Annotated in this window: 16 protein-coding genes; 9 read left to right on the top strand and 7 right to left on the bottom strand. The window is 32.4% G+C overall.

The features are described from left to right. Positions 1-326: 326 nt before the first annotated feature. Complete coding sequence (locus tag EPK97_RS09730) at positions 327-806, bottom strand: hypothetical protein (protein WP_162036438.1); 480 nt, start codon at positions 804-806, stop codon at positions 327-329. Between the two features lie 518 nt (positions 807-1,324). Here EPK97_RS09730 and EPK97_RS09725 point away from each other — a divergent pair. Beyond that, positions 1,325-2,611 carry a histidine--tRNA ligase gene (locus EPK97_RS09725; RefSeq protein ID WP_162036437.1) on the top strand — a complete coding sequence of 429 codons (1,287 nt, stop codon included), beginning with the start codon at positions 1,325-1,327 and terminating at the stop codon, positions 2,609-2,611. Positions 2,612-2,779: 168 nt separating this feature from the next. On the opposite strand, the gene EPK97_RS09720 is transcribed toward EPK97_RS09725, so the two are convergent. Further along, positions 2,780-4,147, bottom strand: coding sequence for an esterase/lipase family protein (locus EPK97_RS09720; RefSeq protein WP_240903765.1), 1,368 nt, complete (start codon positions 4,145-4,147; stop codon positions 2,780-2,782). Between the two features lie 155 nt (positions 4,148-4,302). Here EPK97_RS09720 and EPK97_RS09715 point away from each other — a divergent pair, with 155 nt between their 5' ends. Continuing rightward, positions 4,303-4,863 carry a GNAT family N-acetyltransferase gene (locus tag EPK97_RS09715; protein ID WP_162036436.1) on the top strand — a complete coding sequence of 187 codons (561 nt, stop codon included), beginning with the start codon at positions 4,303-4,305 and terminating at the stop codon, positions 4,861-4,863. Positions 4,864-4,911: 48 nt separating this feature from the next. Here the strand turns inward: EPK97_RS09715 and EPK97_RS09710 are convergent, their stop codons facing one another. After that, entirely contained in the window at positions 4,912-6,132 is a 1,221-nt protein-coding gene (locus EPK97_RS09710) for an MFS transporter (protein WP_162036435.1), read from the bottom strand. Positions 6,133-6,395: 263 nt separating this feature from the next. Here EPK97_RS09710 and EPK97_RS09705 point away from each other — a divergent pair, with 263 nt between their 5' ends. Continuing rightward, positions 6,396-7,109, top strand: coding sequence for an alpha/beta hydrolase family protein (locus EPK97_RS09705; RefSeq protein ID WP_162036434.1), 714 nt, complete (start codon positions 6,396-6,398; stop codon positions 7,107-7,109). Between the two features lie 60 nt (positions 7,110-7,169). On the opposite strand, the gene EPK97_RS09700 is transcribed toward EPK97_RS09705, so the two are convergent. The 4 genes from EPK97_RS09700 to EPK97_RS09685 form a co-directional block, all read right to left on the bottom strand. Continuing rightward, positions 7,170-8,171, bottom strand: coding sequence for a MerR family transcriptional regulator (locus EPK97_RS09700; RefSeq protein WP_162036433.1), 1,002 nt, complete (start codon positions 8,169-8,171; stop codon positions 7,170-7,172). 242 nt (positions 8,172-8,413) lie between these two features. Further along, positions 8,414-9,085, bottom strand: a complete 672-nt coding sequence (locus EPK97_RS09695) for an O-methyltransferase (RefSeq protein ID WP_162036432.1) — start codon at positions 9,083-9,085, stop codon at positions 8,414-8,416. A 158-nt stretch (positions 9,086-9,243) separates the two neighbouring features. Then, on the bottom strand, positions 9,244-9,720 hold the full coding sequence (locus EPK97_RS09690; RefSeq protein ID WP_162036722.1) for a DUF4309 domain-containing protein: 477 nt from the start codon (positions 9,718-9,720) through the stop codon (positions 9,244-9,246). Beyond that, entirely contained in the window at positions 9,717-9,956 is a 240-nt protein-coding gene (locus EPK97_RS09685) for a hypothetical protein (protein ID WP_162036431.1), read from the bottom strand. Before EPK97_RS09685 ends, EPK97_RS09690 begins: the two co-directional genes overlap by 4 nt. Before the next feature lie 342 nt (positions 9,957-10,298). Between EPK97_RS09685 and EPK97_RS09680 the strand changes: the two genes are divergently transcribed. The 6 genes from EPK97_RS09680 (at position 10,299) to htpG (ending at position 18,312) form a co-directional block, all read left to right on the top strand. Further along, positions 10,299-11,075 carry an ABC transporter permease gene (locus EPK97_RS09680; protein WP_162036430.1) on the top strand — a complete coding sequence of 259 codons (777 nt, stop codon included), beginning with the start codon at positions 10,299-10,301 and terminating at the stop codon, positions 11,073-11,075. A 4-nt stretch (positions 11,076-11,079) separates the two neighbouring features. Beyond that, positions 11,080-11,862 (top strand): ABC transporter permease, encoded by a 783-nt coding sequence (locus EPK97_RS09675; RefSeq protein WP_162036429.1) that lies wholly within the window; start codon positions 11,080-11,082, stop codon positions 11,860-11,862. Between the two features lie 15 nt (positions 11,863-11,877). After that, positions 11,878-12,885: an ABC transporter ATP-binding protein gene (locus EPK97_RS09670; protein ID WP_162036428.1), complete on the top strand. Its 1,008-nt coding sequence runs from the start codon at positions 11,878-11,880 to the stop codon at positions 12,883-12,885. 113 nt (positions 12,886-12,998) lie between these two features. Next, the gene (bioC, locus tag EPK97_RS09665) at positions 12,999-13,859 is read left to right on the top strand and encodes a malonyl-ACP O-methyltransferase BioC (RefSeq protein WP_162036427.1); all 861 of its coding nucleotides are present in this window, start codon (positions 12,999-13,001) and stop codon (positions 13,857-13,859) included. 132 nt (positions 13,860-13,991) lie between these two features. Then, positions 13,992-16,235, top strand: coding sequence for a bifunctional 2',3'-cyclic-nucleotide 2'-phosphodiesterase/3'-nucleotidase (locus EPK97_RS09660; RefSeq protein ID WP_162036426.1), 2,244 nt, complete (start codon positions 13,992-13,994; stop codon positions 16,233-16,235). A gap of 196 nt (positions 16,236-16,431) precedes the next feature. Then, positions 16,432-18,312: a molecular chaperone HtpG gene (gene htpG, locus EPK97_RS09655; RefSeq protein ID WP_162036425.1), complete on the top strand. Its 1,881-nt coding sequence runs from the start codon at positions 16,432-16,434 to the stop codon at positions 18,310-18,312. Positions 18,313-18,498: the final 186 nt, after the last annotated feature.

The following is an 18,498-nucleotide window of genomic DNA, read 5'->3' as shown; positions in this document are numbered from 1 at the left end:
TGAAAAGAGAGGAACCCCTTCAAATTTTAAATATTATGATCTTCACTTGGAAGATAGTGGTATATTAGAGGTATTACAATAGTTGGTATAGGGTGGTAGGTAAAACCCTCATATTCGAAATTCATTACACTAATTATAAACTATATAAAGAGAATCTACTTTGATTGGACGGGTATCCTAGAGCAAGTACATATTTTTAAAAAACTACACTACATAAATAGTGAGGTTATCTACATAGTTTTGCTACAGGAACTGCAATTGTATTGGTACTTACTCATTATATGTTACGGTTTATAAGAGCGATAAGAATAAGTTGATATAGTTTCTCAGACTGGCTTAGGTAGTTGGTGGGGGAGTGTTTTATTGAGGACTACCCTAGTTATTGCACATGTGGATATATAGAACAAATTATTTAAATTTACAATTCCTTCACCTACATCAAAAACAGTTCCAGTTAGAATAAAACCTTCTGGTGGAAGTGGTATAACTGTTACATCTTTCCCTTTAAAGCTACTTAACAAATTAGTTGTCGGATCTTCGCAACAAGCACACCCTCCTTTACTTTTACGAATTGGTTTCAATTTAAGTTGCTCAGTAGGTATTAGGCGTATAAATGTAATTTGACATATTGGAATCCTTCCTTCTGATGTAAATGCTATAAAGTCTGTAACCTCATCTATTGTAACGTCACTTAAGATATTGATAAAAGTACCTAAAGAAGATAAAGTCTCACCTACCAACTGTTCCAAAACACATTGCATCGGGTAAACACAACAATCACAGATAGAGTCATCAAAGAAACCCATGTTTACACGTCCTTTATAGGTTTTTAATATTGTATGAGTTGAAATGTTGTTTTGACTGGACGTGTGTACCTAGTGTTAAAATTGTGCACTTGCATGGCTCTAACTGAAGGATCTACTTCACGTAGGGCTTTTATACTTTTTTCTTGTTGTTGGATGCTCTAAGAGCTAGGCCTCCCTTACCAATCGATAAAAGATATGTTTTATCGAATCATACATTTCAATAAAATCAGAGAAAAGTAAGTGCCGGCTCCACCAGGGTTCCAGCTTTGTGTTGAAAATAAATTGAAACTAAAATTTAGTTGTGATATAGTAGATGGAAATTTGAGGTGAGTAATATGCTTTTGAATAAAAAGCTTAAGGAACTTTCACAACAACATCATCATATAAACTAGCTTTGCTATTCGATTTTTAAATAATCGCAAATAGGAAAGCTATTTCTCAATAAACCGCATGGATTAAAAATTCAATTTTAATCTAAGGCGGTTTTTTTTATATCAAAAAAATTGGAGGATAACAAAATGAAAAAAATGAATTATCAAAATGTTAAAGGAACACAAGATTTTTTACCAGAAGCTGAAGTGATTAGAAGAGATATCAAAAGGACATTAGAAGATGTTTTCATTCAGTATGGTTGTAAACCCATAGAAACACCCATTATCAATTATACAGAGTTACTTGCTTCAAAATATGGAGGAGGTGCAGAAATATTAGAAGAAATGTATACTTTATCAGATAGAGGGGAGAGGGAATTAGCATTACGATATGATCTGACAATACCCTTTGCTAAAGTTGTTGCAATGAATCCAAGTCTAAAAATGCCTTTTAAAAGATATGAGATTGGTAAAGTATTTCGAGATGGTCCTATTAAAGCTGGGAGATTTCGTGAATTTACACAATGTGATGTAGACATTGTAGGTGTCTCATCACAGATTGCAGAAGCAGAATTAATGATTATGGCATTAGATGCATTTAGTAAACTAGGATTAAATGTAACCATTCAATATAACAATCGTAAATTGCTAACTGGGATGTTAGAGGTATTTGGAACACCTACAGATCAATTGAATGAAGTGGTGTTAATCCTTGATAAACTAGAAAAAGTTGGTTTGGATGCTGTTTCTAAAGAGCTAGGGGAAAAGAATTTACGAGCAAGTACGATAAATTTAGTTACACAGTTTTTAACAAATGAAAATAATACAAGCTTTGGATACTTTGAAAATTATTCAAGTAATAAACAGGTTCAAGAAGGATTAGAAGAATTGAAAGAGTTAACAACCTACTTGGAATATTTAGAAATAGAAAGCAATTGTACATTTAATCCCTTTTTAGCTAGAGGATTAGAAATTTACACAGGTACAATTTATGAAATATTCCTTTCGGATAAAACAATGAAATCCAGTATAGGAAGTGGAGGAAGGTACGACAATGCAATTGGTGGGTTCATTGGAACAAAAGAAGAGTTTTCCACGGTTGGCATTTCATTTGGGTTAGATACGATATATATTGCGATGAATCTATCAAAAGAAAGTCGTCAAGAAAGTTCAGAAATTGATTATTATGTGATACCGATCAATACTCAAAAAGAGTCACTATTAGTGGCAACAAGTTTAAGAAATCAGGGAAGTAGAGTGGAGTTTGAAGTGGGAAACAAAAAGATAGGTAAAGCTTTAGATAAAGCTAATAAGGAAAAAGTTCGTAATGTCATCATTATTGGTGAAGAAGAAGTAAAAAACAACCAATTTATTATCAAGGATATGATTACTGGGGAAGAAAATAAGCAGTCCTTTTTATACAATAAGTTGTAAAAGGAAGGACTCTATTGATACACTAATTTATCTAATTAAAATCATGCTGTTAAATACAAAAGTACAAAAGGATATTTTCCCCTTTTGTACTTTTGTGCGTTTATCACTAAATATATTAATTATTTTATATTTTTATCACATATGTTATCTAACAATGTTTCTAAATTGCTATTTTAATGAACCAAGTAAGTCTGCTATAGAACGATACCAATCACGAACTTCATAAAAACCAATTCCAATAACATCTATATGGTCTGTTGAAGTGAATTCACCCAAATAATTCCATTTACCCTTTTCAGGTACCCCATTATAGTTTATAATTTCGTCTGAGGAATCTAACGTAGGACCATCCATGGAATTTGTATTAACAACACCGTCATTCTTCCACCAGTCGCTATCAATATCAAATTCTCCACTTTCTGTATATTTTCCAAGAAAACCACCAGTTAAATAAAATATTGGATTCATAAATAATTCAGGTTTATGGTATCCTGTCCAAATTGAAGGATAAGTCTGCTCAGATGATACTGAAAAATAATACGTATCAGGTTGAGCTAAAACCCAGCTATTTAATTCACTTGCACCCTCTGGACTAACATCCCATTCCGCAGTATCTTTTGTATCATCCCAAATGGAGCTGTTGTACACTCGTTCAGCATAACTTTCCCAAGATTCTCCAGGAGCTCTCTTTAATCCCCATTGATCGAGCTTAAAATCATAAAAAATATTGTCTTTTTTTCCTGATAGACTAGCTGCTAAGGCAATGAAATCTTTTGTCATTGGAAAAAATCCATCAATAAATCTTGTGGTTGTTGTTCCGTCATGAGGGGAAGAGATCGTTAATACGCTATTTATCCAAGAAGTTTGTCCATTATTAAATAGTGGAGATAATTGATCTGGATCGGTTAACTCTCGCTCTTGCATGTCACCTTCTTCTAAAAGTTGTATTAAAACACGGATGGTTTGTCCACCTAAACTATGTCCTACTAAATGGACTTTGTTCTGTATGCCTGTATCAGGATTGATTTCTCCCCATTCTGGTAGAAAACCTGTAAATGTTCTTCCGTACTGCTCATGACCGTGCTGGGCTGAATGAGCCTCACCATAATCAACAGTACCACCTTTTATTTGAGCGTATAACTCACAGGCTCTATCCCAGTTACTAGAAAACGGTCCAACAGCTGCAGTATATGTTTCGTATCCATAGTCTTTCAGATCTTCTTCAATATCAACAAGGCCACCCCAATATCTAAAACCTAAAAACTCATCACGCCCCCAACCTACTAATCCATGGACTAATATGATTGGATCATGATTTACACGTTCAACACTGAAGTCATCAGCAAGTAGGTTTTGAGATATTGGCGCTTGATCACTCAATTGATCCATCAAATTTAAATTATTGTTTGAGTTACTGTTATATAATGATAGACTCTCTTGTGCAGACACATTGTAAGGGCTTACAAAAAAAATGAAAGGGCTTACAAAACAAACAATCACAATCAAACTTAAATAAAACATCTTAGAAAAGTTCATAGACACACCTCTATCATTGTATTTTCTTAAATCTATCATTTATGTTAAATTTAGTCAATTATTTTTTAAGGATTTATTTTTTACTTTACACAATAAAAACTTTTGTTAAACTAAGATACAATTCTAGTTATTGATGTGAAAGAAGGGATTAATTAATGAATCCATTACTACTCGATTTTCCAACAGAGTTTCCAACAGAAAGATTACTCATTCGCATGCCAAAACCAGGAGACGGAGGGGTAGTTTATCATTCAATAAATGCTTCAATTGATGAACTTAAACCTTGGATGCCCTTTGCTCAAAAAGAACAGACTCTAGAGGAAGTAGAAACAAATATTAGAGAATCCTATATTAAGTTTTTAAAAAGAGAGGATTTACGTTTACTTGTCTTTTTAAAAGAAACTGGTCAATTTGTTGCCTCCTCAGGATTGCATAGAATAAATTGGTCCATACCAAGCTTTGAAATAGGTTATTGGGTAGATACCCGTTATAGTGGAAAAGGATATATGACTGAAGCTGTGCAAAGAATCACAGAGTTTGCATCCCAAGAGTTAAAAGCAAGGAGAATAGAAATTTGCTGTGATTCGAGAAATTTAAAGAGTCGTGCTATCCCAGAGAAACTAGGATATATATTAGAAGGCACTCTAAAAAATGAAGGGTTATCAGCTGATGGAAATGGGTTAAGGGACACTTGTATATATGCTAAAATATTCTAATTATATAAACAAAAATCCGTTAGAATTTAATCTAACGGATTTATTCATTCAGGAATGAGACTTTTCAAGTTGTACAAGTAGACCATGATTAATTTTATTAAGCAATGGATTGGATAAGAAGTACACGGTAAAAAGTAAATAACCTGTACCAGCAATCAATAATATAATATACTCTGAAGTTAGTTCTCCTAATATCCCTCCTAATAAGTATCCAATTGGACTAAGTGATCCTAATAAGGACGTTAAGAAAGCAAACCCAGAACCGATGTAATCTTTTGGTAAGTTAACTTGAATAAGAGTATAAACAAAAACACTTAACACACCTACACCTGTCCAAGCTAAACCGAACAAAATATAAGGAATAAGGAACTGTTCATTAACAATGATGGCAAATATCCATGAAGTTCCAGATAATAAAGAGATTGTTGGCATTAATCTGTTTAAAGGAAGATTTTCAAGCTTGCTAGATAAGGTAGTTCCAACTAAAGTACCAACTGACATTGCTGTTAACCAAAACCCATATTCAGCAGCATTGTTAGATATAATGGGTAACATGGCAATGCCCATAGTAGCCATAAAATTAATGCCAATAATCCCAAAAAGGATATTTAGAAGTATTTTTTGTTTACGTACGATCCGATATCCTTCAATGAAATCTATTTTATACTGTTCGAAAAAACCGTTAGATACAGGTTCAGATTCTTTATCTGATCGAGGCACCTTTAAATAAAAGAGAAATATTAGTCCAGTTAAAAAAAGCATCATACTATTGGAAAGATAAATAAAACCAAGTCCAATAAAAGTGATTAGGAGTCCTGATATAGCATTACAAATCATATCTAACGATTGATATGAGAAAGCAAAAATAGAATTTACTTTCGTTAAATTTTCACGTTTAGTTAAACGCTCTATTAAAGCACTTTCTGTAGGATAGGTTATCTCAGAAAAGGAAAGTGCTACATACATGAGGAAGAGCAACAGTGGTATCCATAATACATCAAAAAAATAAAAAATTGAAATCATTCCAACCAATATAGCTTGTCCAATTACTGAAAAATATAATATTCTTTGTTTTGAAAATCTATCAATGATTGGTCCATATAAAAATTGCAATGTAACTGGTAGAATTCCAATGGCGCTTGTTATTCCTACAAGCAAGGTAGAATCTGTTAAGCTTTTTACATACCACACAGTGGCAACCAGATAAAAACTATCTGCGAAATTAGTAAAGATTCTTCCAATCAATAAGATGGTTAGTTGTTTATTCAATTGTTATTCCTCCTATAAATTAAGGTGTGAAGTAACACTTTAATCATGGAGGACCTCTGGTATAATAGCGTTAATGATCAAACGGATTTAGAAATTCAATTTCAATCATTCTATTTTCTCCTTTTAATTTATATTCAAACATTATATCAATGATTATATAGAAAGGATATAAAATGATTAGTAAAAATGAAAGTTGGGGGAGTAAACATTTAATAAAATTGAAATTGGAACCGAGAGAATAATTTCATTGGAGAGATATCAAAATGAAAAAGATTATAAATAAGGAATTAAAGTACAATAGGATAGAAGTATCACCTTCCTCTAAGAAAAAAAAGAAAACAATTATTTTCTATCATGGATGGGGAACTACGGTTGAAAGTAATATGGATGTTGCAGAAGTGTTGGCAAATGAGGGTTATCAAGTAATTTTTCCAGAAATTATTTATCATGATACAAGGAATTGTTTGGAGAATCATTTTGATGAAGAAATAATACAAAGCTACTTTTGGAAAACTATTATTACAATGATTAAAGAGTGGGATAAGTTTATTCAAGTGATAGGAATCCCTGAACACGAAATCATTCTTGTCGGCAGTTCTATGGGAGGTTTTATTGCCAATGGTATTTTTGCAACTAGGCAATCGTTAGGTGGTTTAGTTAATATAAATGGTTCAGGATCATTTGTTTTATCAGAACAGATTTTTAGAAAACAAGTGGAACGACCTGAATTATCTACAGTTGAATATAATCTATTAAAAAGGTATGATCCTGTACAGTTTGAAAACTGTTCTGCACCAGTATTACTAATGCATGGAGATTCTGATACTACTGTATCTATTGATGGGCAGAAAGATTATTATTTATATCTAACTGAAATTAAAAAAAGAGAGGATGTTGATTTATTTATTTATGAAAATACAAACCATGTCATTACACTAAGTATGGTGAAAGATTTGATAAAGTGGTTAAATATTTAAAAATAACATTAATAAAATGTTTATTAAATAATGATTTTACAATCTGGAATTATCATAAAATTATAACTTTTTCACCCCATATACAAGATGAATATACTCATTAATCTGCTGATAAATGGTGATGAATCCCATGTGATTTAATTGTTTTATTAATTCAGAACGATCTGTATATTGTTTATCTTTACGCGGCGGTACTTTATTTTCATACATAAAATCTATAATACATATACGCCCTTGAGGTTTTAATACACGGTTTACTTCATCTAAGGCTAACACTTTCTGTTCATCCAAAAGATGATTGTACGTAAAACTAGATATAACAAAGTTAAATTCACCATTAGAAAAGGGGATAGCAAGAAAATTTCCGAGTTTTGTTTCAATTTCAGGATATTTTATTTCACATTGTTTTAACATTTCCTTGGACTGATCTATCCCCTTCATTTGAACACCTTTTAAGATGAATTTACTTGCAAAGTTACCTGTACCAACTCCTATATCTAATCCAATCTCTTCTTTTTTCGGTGAGATGCATTCAACTGCTGCATTTAATGAAAGTTTATAATCTTCAATTTGTATCATTTCAGGGAATAGATTTAACAACTGTTGATCAAAAGTAGGGGCTAGTTTATCAAATCCCCATTGGTCGCTCCATTGTTTACGAATTGCATTTAATCTTTTTGAACCATTAGCAAGTTCAAAAATATCTTCTAAATTTAAAGTTTCTCTAACTTTTAATTTATCTATCATTTGTTCTATCGTATCAAGTTGTTGTTTTAATTCTACCCACCGAGAATACATACTTGCTCGTTGTAAATTTAAATAGTATTCCACTTCTTTTTTATCTTCTTGTTCGATATTTAATAGCACTTTTTTTATCTCTTCCAATGGAATTCCAATTTCTCTAAGTGAAATAATTGTTTGTAACCGCCAGATATCTGTTTCATTAAAAATGCGATACGAATTCTCGCTTTGTTTTTCAGGTGAGATGAGACCTTTTTCTTCATAGAAACGGATTGCTCGTGTGGAGATATTTAATTTCTTAGCTATTTCGTTTATTTTCATTTTGTTCATCCTTAATAACTTCTATTTTATTTTTTGTACAATAGATTATCTTCACTTATATGCTCTGACTATATTATAAACATTAACGTTACTGGAAGGTAAATAACAAACAAAAAAGCTTGAGAAAATTTATTCTCAAACTTTTATAGATTTTTTTCAGTACACAAAAATGGGATCGTCTTAAGCTCAAAATTTTATTTGTAATATAACTCATTATTAATATTTGAAATATAATATAATTCCTATTCTTTTACAATCCCTAAAACAAAACCATCATACCCTTTTGATCCCACAGTTTGAATAGCTGTTGAATCTATACGAGATTCTTTTGATAGTAAATCAAATAATTGACGAGTACCTTGTACACCTAAGTCTTCACTCTCACTATCTATGATTTTTCCACTACGTACCACATTATCCACTATGATAACCGCTCCAGGATTAGCCAGCTTTAATGCCCATTTTACATAGTTTGGATTGTTAGGTTTATCGGCATCAATAAAGATGAAGTCAAATTTCGGGACAGCTTTTTCTTCAAGAACTTGTAATGAATCAAGGGCTGCTCCTACAATGACTTCAATCTTATTTTCTAATCCTGCTTTTTTTATGTTTTCTCTAGCCACTTTTGCATGTTTAGGATCAAATTCAAGTGTAGTAAGGTGCCCATCTTCTGGTAAAGCTCGACCAAGCCAAACACTACTATAACCACCAAGGGTTCCAATTTCTAATATGTTTTTGACTCCTTTTAGCTTGGCAAGCAGGTAAAGTAATTTCCCTTGATTTGCAGAGACATCAATAGCAGGTAAGTCTGCTTCTGTATTTGCTTTCAATATGGAATCCATGATTGGATCACTCGAACCAAGTTTATTACTAAAATAAAAATCTACATCATTCCAATTTTCTGATATGTCCATAACAATCAATCACTCCTTAAATTAAAGTTTTTTCTCTCTATAGATTATATTATAACTTTGAAATTTCATTATGATCAAATTTGAAAGATAATAGATTAGTTTATATCAGAATTGATTAATATAAATTAGATGAGAGATTGATTCAATCTGAAACATTTTTATTTATTATACATAAGTTTTATTCTATAGGTTGTTGGCTCTTGTACTATGGACTCAAATTTTAATGAATACAAATCAAATTCATAAATTACTAACCAGATTGAATCATTTTCTTTTGAATAATTAGGTTTTCCAAATTCACGAATTACATCATCTAGTGTTATGTTTAACTGATCTTCGTTATATTCAATACTGCTTATGTGGAGAGGAGGCTCTGATCCATCATCAGGGAAGAAATAAACACATTTATTATACTTTAAACCTTTTCCACCTTCCCAATAAAATATATCCTCTTGAGTTCCTAACTCGTCTATAATTACTTCCTGTGTAATAGATTCTGACAATTGAATTTCACAACCATCAAGTATTCCCTTCTTCGCATTATCTAAGAAGTTTTCCCCAAATACAGAGTCCTCTGACTGATTACAACCTGTGAGGATTACCAGAAAAATTAATAGAAATAGTAGTTTTTTCATACCTCATTCCCCTTTGTTATGAATTTTTCTATGTTTTGATTGGTTAATTTGAAGAAGGTATTCTGGATTATTTTTCTTCGATCCTTAACACTATCAAGCCATTTGGATACACATTCTACCATACTGCAATCAAATATAGTAAAAGGCATGCCAAGTTTAAAGATTGATCCTGTAATCCCGCTAATTTTTACATATAGATCCAATAATACTAAATAAACCCTATAAAAACAATCCAACTCCTAATCTCCAAATGTTTGCAGACATAAATAATATGAAGTATGCCATTATGGCCCAAACTATAAAGAGGACAATAAATTCCCAATACAATTCATTTAATAGATGATAGAAAATTTAATAATTATTTCGTTTTATTTTTATATCATAGTAAACAAAATGTAATACATCATACAAATTTGAAAGGTGTCTCATTAAATGCACTCGGTTGGGTAAATTATAGAGATTTATGGTTTGAAGGTGAAAATAACTAATTTTCTATTGCCAACTTAAAGTTGTTTTTGGTATTATATAATTCTCTGCGCATTTTCCGTTCATAATCATTTTGAAGACGGAGGTGTATCATGTTATTTGCTATATTAGCAAAGAAGAACTATGCGAGAAATTTACAGTATCGGAGCTCGCATCTCGTACATAATGTCGCTAGTATTATTTTTGGATTTGTGTACGTATCGATTTGGATTGGCATTGGTGAAAGCAACTCTTTAGGAGAATATGGTGTAAAGGGGATGGTATCTTATATTGCTTTTAATCAAGCATGCTTGTGGTTAACGATATTTATTACAAATAGTTTAGGAATGGAGCAATCTGTTCGTACAGGTCAGATTTCATTGGACCTTATGCGTCCTGTTCATTTGTTTTATCATTTAATGAGCAAAGAGTGGGGGCAGATTATTTATCAATTCATTTACAAGTTTCTCCCGATTTATTTCATTTATTATTTTTTACTTTCTCTTCAAGTTCCTCATCAGTTTTCTACTTATCTCTGGACAGCAATCGGCCTTATTTTAGCAGGATATATATGTATTTGCATCAACTACTTAATTGGTGTTGTTTCATTATGGACAACTGAATCCAAATGGTTGTATTGGGTTAACTATGCCTTTAGCATGTTATTATCGGGATTTTTTATTCCTTTGGAGTGGTTGCCGAATGGATTATATCAATTAAGCATTTATTCACCGTACCCTTACATTCAATATCATATCACTAGAATTTATTTAGGTTATGAAAGTTACTCAATACTGCTTGGCTCTGTAGTGTGGTGTGTCTTTTTTACGCTTTTATGTCTCGTTGCAACTTCTATCATGAGAAAAAAATTAGAATTACAGGGAGGGTGAGCGCATGCATATGTACCTTTTATTAATTAGAGCCAGTATTAAAAGTCGATTACAACACAAATTTAATTTTATCTTTTCTTCTATAATGGCAACATTCATCAATGTGTCTGAATTTATGATGATTGCGATTGTATTATTGAAGTTCGATTCTATTAAAGGGTGGAGTTTATACGAAGTAGGATATTTATACTCTATCATTTTATTATCCAAAACGGTTTATCGTACATTTGCTTCAGACGTACATCATTTAGAAAAATATCTTGTGAGTGGGGATCTGGATTCCTTTTTCATTCGCCCGATCCCGATACTCCTTAGTTTGATGTCACAAAATTTCTTCATTCTAATGGGAGAGTTTTTACAAGGGATTTTTATTGTTACGATCTGTATTCAACATTTTCTCAGTATTGGACAAGTAGATTTGTGGGTGATTCCAATCACCATACTGATTATTGTAGCAGGATCACTAATATTATTTTCCATCGGACTTGTTACGGCTACTTTTGGATTTTGGATCACTAGAATTGAGATGCTGCAAAATGTGACTGAAGATGCTGCTATGAATGCTGTAAGGTATCCATTATCGTTATATCCTAATTGGTTAAAAAACATATTTCTAACGTTGTTACCTCTAGGTTTTATTAACTATTTACCAGCTTTATATGTTTTAAAACAAGATCTAGGTGTTTGGATCATAGGAGCTACAATATTAGTCACTTGTATATGTTTGTGGGTTAGTTTGCGGTTTTGGAAAATAGGGCTTTCTAGATATCAAAGTACGGGTAGCTAAAAAGGAGGAGATAAGATGATTGAAGTCCAACATATTCAAAAACAATTTAAAATTCCAATTGTAAAAAAAGGACGATTTTCAGGAGTACGGACATTGTTTTCAAGAGAGTATGTTACGAAAGAAGCTGTAAAAGACATTAGTTTTACAATTAAAGAAGGAGAGTTTGTAGGTTATATTGGTCCAAACGGAGCTGGGAAATCCACAACGATTAAAATGTTAACAGGTATCCTTCATCCAACACAAGGGAATGTACGGATCATGGGATATAATCCACATCAGGATAGAAGGAAGGTCGTTCGTCATTTAGGTGTTGTATTTGGTCAGAGAACACAGCTATGGTGGGATTTACCTGTCATAGATTCCTTTGAAATTCTAACTGTAATGTATAAAGTGGATAAAAAAGAAGCGGAGCGAAGATTATCCAAATTAACTGAACTGCTGGGGTTACATGAGTTTATTCATACCCCGGTGCGTAAGCTTTCATTAGGGCAACGCATGAGAGCAGATATTGCGGCTTCACTTCTCCATGATCCAGAAATTTTATTTTTTGATGAACCTACGATTGGTTTGGACGTTGTAGCAAAAAGGAACATTCGTGATCTTTTAAAAACATTGAACAAAGAATTGAATAAGACAGTAATGTTAACCACTCATGATATGGATGATATCGAGCAGTTATGTGAAAAAGTGATTGTCATTAATGATGGGAAAATCGTATATAACAATACGATCCCTCAGTTGAGAAACCAGATTGGATTGCCTACAATCATGAAAATATCTTTTGTAGGAGAACTCCAAATTCCTAAGAACCACAATACTTCGATCTTCATCGTTGAAAGAAAAAATTTAACCATTACAATCCAATATAACCGCCAGCAAATGAAAGCGATGGATGTATTACAAATTGTTCAAGGTTGGGGAGAAATTGATGATATACATATGGACGAACCTCAATTAGAAGAAATCATTCAGAAAATATATCAAGTGCCGGCAGTACCTAAAGATTCCTTGTCCGTTTTTTAACATTCATATTACTCCCACTTTACTTAAATGAGGTGGGAGTATAATATTTAAAATGATAAAATAGTTTTAGTGTCTGCATATCCGTATTTACATAGAATAAGGAGTTATTTTTCATGACAATCAACAAAGAACTTGTTCGCAAAAATTTCAGTCGACATGCGTTTGAGTATGATTTATATGCAAAAATTCAAAAAGTGATGGCTAATAAGCTACTACAATTAATACAGCACAATACATCAAAACCATACCCAAAAATATTAGAAATTGGCTGTGGGACAGGAAACTTAACGAAACTACTCCTTGAACACTATCCAAATGCAAAATACACTGTTTTTGATTTGTCTGAATCCATGATTCAACAAACCAAACGTAAAATTGGAGGGATGCAAAAAAACATAGATTTCTTTGCAGTGGATGCGGAGCGTATTCTAAATCGTGACCGAACGAAGAAAGCATCAGAAGCTTTCGATAATATCTTTGAACAAACCTACGATTTAATTATTTCAAATGCTACCTTTCAGTGGTTTAATACTCCTGAACAAACCATTGAAGCTTACATGAATAGTTTAAATACAAACGGAGTATTTGCTTTTACTACTTTTGGTCCAGATACGTTTTATGAGTTACATACTTCTTTTTACGAGGTTGAAAAACAGTTGAATTTGGCACATCAACAACATGGTCAGAAATTTATGAGCATGAATGAGTGGCGGCAAGTATTTAAACAACAAATGAATGAAATTTGTATAGTGGAAGAAAAGATAGCAGAACAGTACGAAAGTGTTAGAGAATTCATGCACCATGTTAAAAGAGTAGGGGCTGGAAATGCTAATAAACATGACTCTTCTCAAGCAGATATAGGTATAAATCGCAGATTGATTTTAAATATGGAGAAATACTATGCAAAGCATTTTGCCACGGCTCAAGGAGTTCAAGCTACATATCATTTATGTTATGGAGTATATGAGAAATAAGAAAATTTGTATCTTGTTCACGGTTTAATTTGTCGAATATCGTCATATTGTGTAATTTACATTTAATTTGATTTATATTAAGATTGTTATGTTGTTATACATACTTTTACTTTGAAAGGCGGATCTTTAAATATGAAAAAGTCAAAGAAAAAACTAGTGCTTAATACGGCATTAGCGTTAGGTCTAGTCATTCCATCCGTACTACCTACTGTATCTTATGCAGAGGAAAATAAAGATATCGTAAACCTTAGAGTTTTGGAGACTACGGATATCCACGTAAACCTAGTAAACTATGATTACTATAAAGACTTGGAAGTTGATGGTTTCGGACTTGCGAAAACGGCTTCATTAATTAAAAAAGCAAGAGAAGAAGCAACAAACAGTTTATTATTTGATAATGGAGATCTTATTCAAGGAAACCCATTAGGGGACTATGTAGCTAAAATCGATGAGTTAGAAGTTGGAGAAACTCATCCAGTATATAAAGCAATGAATTTATTAGATTATGATGCTGGAAATATCGGAAATCATGAATTTAATTATGGTTTAGATTTCCTTGAAAAAAGTTTAGCAGGATCAAATTTCCCATACGTAAATGCAAACGTGTACATTGATGATCAAGATGATGATCCAACAAATGATGAAAACTATTTTACACCATACTTAATTTTAGATCGTGAAGTTGTGGATGAAGACGGAGAAACTCATACTTTAAAAGTAGGAGTGATTGGTTTTACTCCACCTCAAATCATGAACTGGGATAAGAAGAATTTAGAAGGCAAAGTGATTGCCAAAGATATTGTAGAAACGGCTGAAAAGTTTGTACCTGAAATGAAAGAAAAAGGTGCGGATATCATCATCACTATACCACATTCAGGTTTAGGGGTATCAAATAAGGAAGGGTTACAGGAAAACGCAATATTTGATTTAAGTAAAGTAGAAGGAATTGATGCGATTTTATTCGGACATTCTCATCAAGTTTTCCCAAGTGCTTCTTATGCAGATATTGAGGGAGTAGATGTAGAAGCTGGAACCATTAATGGTATATCCGCAGTGATGCCTGGTTTCTGGGGAGATCACTTAGGCGTTATTGATTTTGAACTAGAAAAGAAAGATGGTAAATGGGTGGTAAATTCATCACAATCATCTGTACAAAAGATATATGATAAAGATACAAAAACATCTTTGGTTGATGCAGACGCTGAAATTGTTGAAGCAGTAAAAGAAGACCATGATGCAACAATTGAATGGGTAAGAAGTGCTGTTGGGGAAACTACAGCTCCAATTAATAGTTATTTTGCATTAGTTCAAGATGATCCATCTATTCAAATTGTTACAAATGCACAAAAATGGTATGTAGAAAAATTCATTCAAGGTACAGAATATGACGGAATTCCAGTTGTATCCGCTGGCGCACCATTTAAAGCTGGTGGACGTGGAGGAGTAAGTTACTTTACAGATGTACCTACTGGTGAAATTGCAATTAAAAATGTTGCCGATTTATATTTATATCCAAATACATTACAAGCTGTTCTTATTAATGGTGATGATTTAAAGCAATGGTTGGAAATGTCTGCAGGACAATTTAATCAAATTGATACATCCGTTAAAGAAGAACAAGCATTAATTAATACAGTTTTCCCTACTTACAACTTTGATGTTATTGATGGTGTGACTTATGAAGTTGATGTTACGAAACCAGCAAAATATGATTATAAAGGAAATGTTGTTAATCCAGATAGTAGTCGTATTGTGAATTTACAGTTTGAAGGTCAACCTGTTTCTGCAGAACAGAAATTTATTGTAGCTACTAATAACTATCGTGCTAATGGTGGTGGAAACTTCCCTGGTATTAGTGGTGAGAAAGTAATCATTGAATCTCCAGATGAAAACCGCCAAATTATTATCAACTACATTTTAGAAAAACAAAAGATTAACCCATCTGCGGATATGAACTGGACATTTGCGCCAATTGATGCCAATGTGAATGTAACGTTTGAAACTTCTCCAGAAGCTCAAAAATATGTAGAAGATGAAAGCTTCAAGTATATTGAAACTGGGGAAAATGGTTTTGCTAAATTTTCAATTGCTTTAGGGAATGGTGAAACTTCAGAAGATACAACTGGAGAAGTTACTGAAGAAACACCTACTGAAGAAGGAACAGAGGAAAATAATGAAGAAACAACTACTGATGTAACAGAGGAATCTACAACAGAAGGTACTTACGTTGTTCAATCAGGTGATAACTTATGGAAAATTGCTGCTACTCATTTAGGGGATGGATCCAAATGGGAATCTATCTACGAAATGAATAAAGATGTGATTGGAAACAATCCTCATCTAATCGTACCTGGTCAAAAAATCTTACTACCTTAAAATCAATTACTTTAAAGTCGATTCTTGCCTCTAGGAATGAATCGGCTTTTTTCATGCAACACTTTCATATAAAATACCTTCCTACATATTGACATCTATTTTTAGTATGTGTTATATAAAAATAGGTGATACTGCACATTTTTATGAATTAAAAGTAATTTGTATTGTTTTATATTTGAAAGGAGTAATACTATTCATGGCAAAAAGACAGTTTAAAGCAGAATCCAAGAGACTGCTAGAAATGATGATTAATTCAATTTATACTCAGAAAGAAATATTTTTAAGAGAGCTTGTATCCAATGCAAGTGATGCAATGGATAAAATATACTACAAAGCACTAACTGATGATGAATTAGTATTTAATCAAGAAGATTATTTTATTAAAGTAACAACTGATAAAGAAAAGAGATTATTAACGATCACAGATACAGGGATTGGTATGACAAAAGAAGAATTGGAAAATAATCTTGGAGTCATTGCCAAAAGTGGTTCGTTAGCATTTAAATCAGAAAATGAATCAAAAGATGGGCATGATATCATTGGCCAATTTGGTGTAGGATTCTACTCCGCTTTTATGGTTTCTGATGAAATTACTGTTATCAGTAAAGCTTTAGGTAATGATGAGGCGTTTAAGTGGAAATCTAAAGGTGCGGATGGATATACGATCGTTACAACGGAGAAAGACACCATTGGTACAGAAATTGTTTTAAAAATAAAAGAAAATACTGAAGATGATCAGTATGATGAGTATTTAGAGGAAGATCGATTAAAAGCGGTAATTAAAAAATACTCAGATTTCATTAGATATCCAATTAAAATGGATGTGAAAGAGCAAAGACCTAAAGAAGGCAGCGAGGACGAACTTGAAGAGGTTGTAGAAGAGCAAACCATAAATAGTATGGTTCCGATTTGGAGAAAGAATAAAAACGAACTTACAACAGAAGATTATGAAAACTTCTATGCTGAAAAGCATTACGGTTATGATAAACCACTTAAACACATTCATATAAGTGCTGATGGAACTGTAGTTTATAAAGCCATATTATTTATTCCAGAAAGTACACCTTTCGATTATTATACGAAAGAATATGAAAAAGGACTAGAGTTATATTCCAGTGGTGTATTGATTATGGATAAGTGTGCTGACTTGCTTCCTGATTACTTTAGTTTTGTCAAAGGGATGGTAGATTCAGAAGACCTTTCTCTAAATATTTCAAGAGAAATGTTACAGCATGATCGACAGTTAAAACTGATTGCAAAAAACATTAAGAACAAAATTAAAAGTCAATTGCAGAATTTGTTAAAGGATGAAAGAGATAAGTACGAAAAGTTCTATGAATCTTTTGGCAGACAATTAAAACATGGCGTTTATAGTGATTATGGTGCAAACAAAGACGTGCTACAGGATTTATTAATGTTCTACTCATCTAAAGAGAAGAAATTAGTAAGCTTGAGTGAATACGTTGATGGAATGCCTGAAGATCAAAAGTACATCTACTACGCTTCTGGAGAGTCCATCGATAGAATCGAAAAACTTCCACAGACAGAATTAGTGTTGGATAAAGGATACGAGATTTTATACTTTACTGAAGATATTGATGAGTTTGCAATCAAGATGCTGATGAATTATAAAGAAAAAGAATTCAAATCCGTATCAAGCGGTGATTTAGGAATAGAGTCGGATGATAATGAGAACAAATCCGATGAAGAGGAAAACGACAATAAAGAATTATTTGAAGCTATGAAAAGTGTGTTGTCAGACAAAGTAAAAGACGTAAAAGCTTCAAAAAGACTAAAAAATCACCCTGTATGTTTGTCTACAGAAGGTGAATTGTCCATAGAAATGGAAAAAATACTAGCACAGATGCCTGACAACCAAGGTGTAAAAGCAGAGAAAGTATTGGAAATCAACGTAAATCATGAAGTATTCCAGTCCTTAAAAACAGCTTATACAAATGATAAAGATAAATTAAATCTATATACAAACTTATTGTACAATCAAGCGTTATTGATTGAAGGATTATCCATTGGAGATCCTATAGAATTTACAAACGACATTTGTAAAATCATGGTTTAATCGATCAACAATATTGAAAATATCAAGAGCCTGTTTCTGATATAGTCAGAACGGGTTCTTGATATTTTAAAACATGAGTAAGGGAAGTGAATTTTGTAAGTTGGGAGTTACTAATGATGAGAGAAATTGGAATGAATCGGATTTCTAAAAACAGAATACTAGCTCATATTATTTCAGCAGTTACCA

Source organism: Chengkuizengella sediminis (assembly GCF_010078385.1).
Classification (GTDB): Bacteria; Bacillota; Bacilli; order Paenibacillales; family KCTC-33759; genus Chengkuizengella; species Chengkuizengella sediminis.
This window is presented reverse-complemented; position numbering and strand designations above follow the sequence as displayed.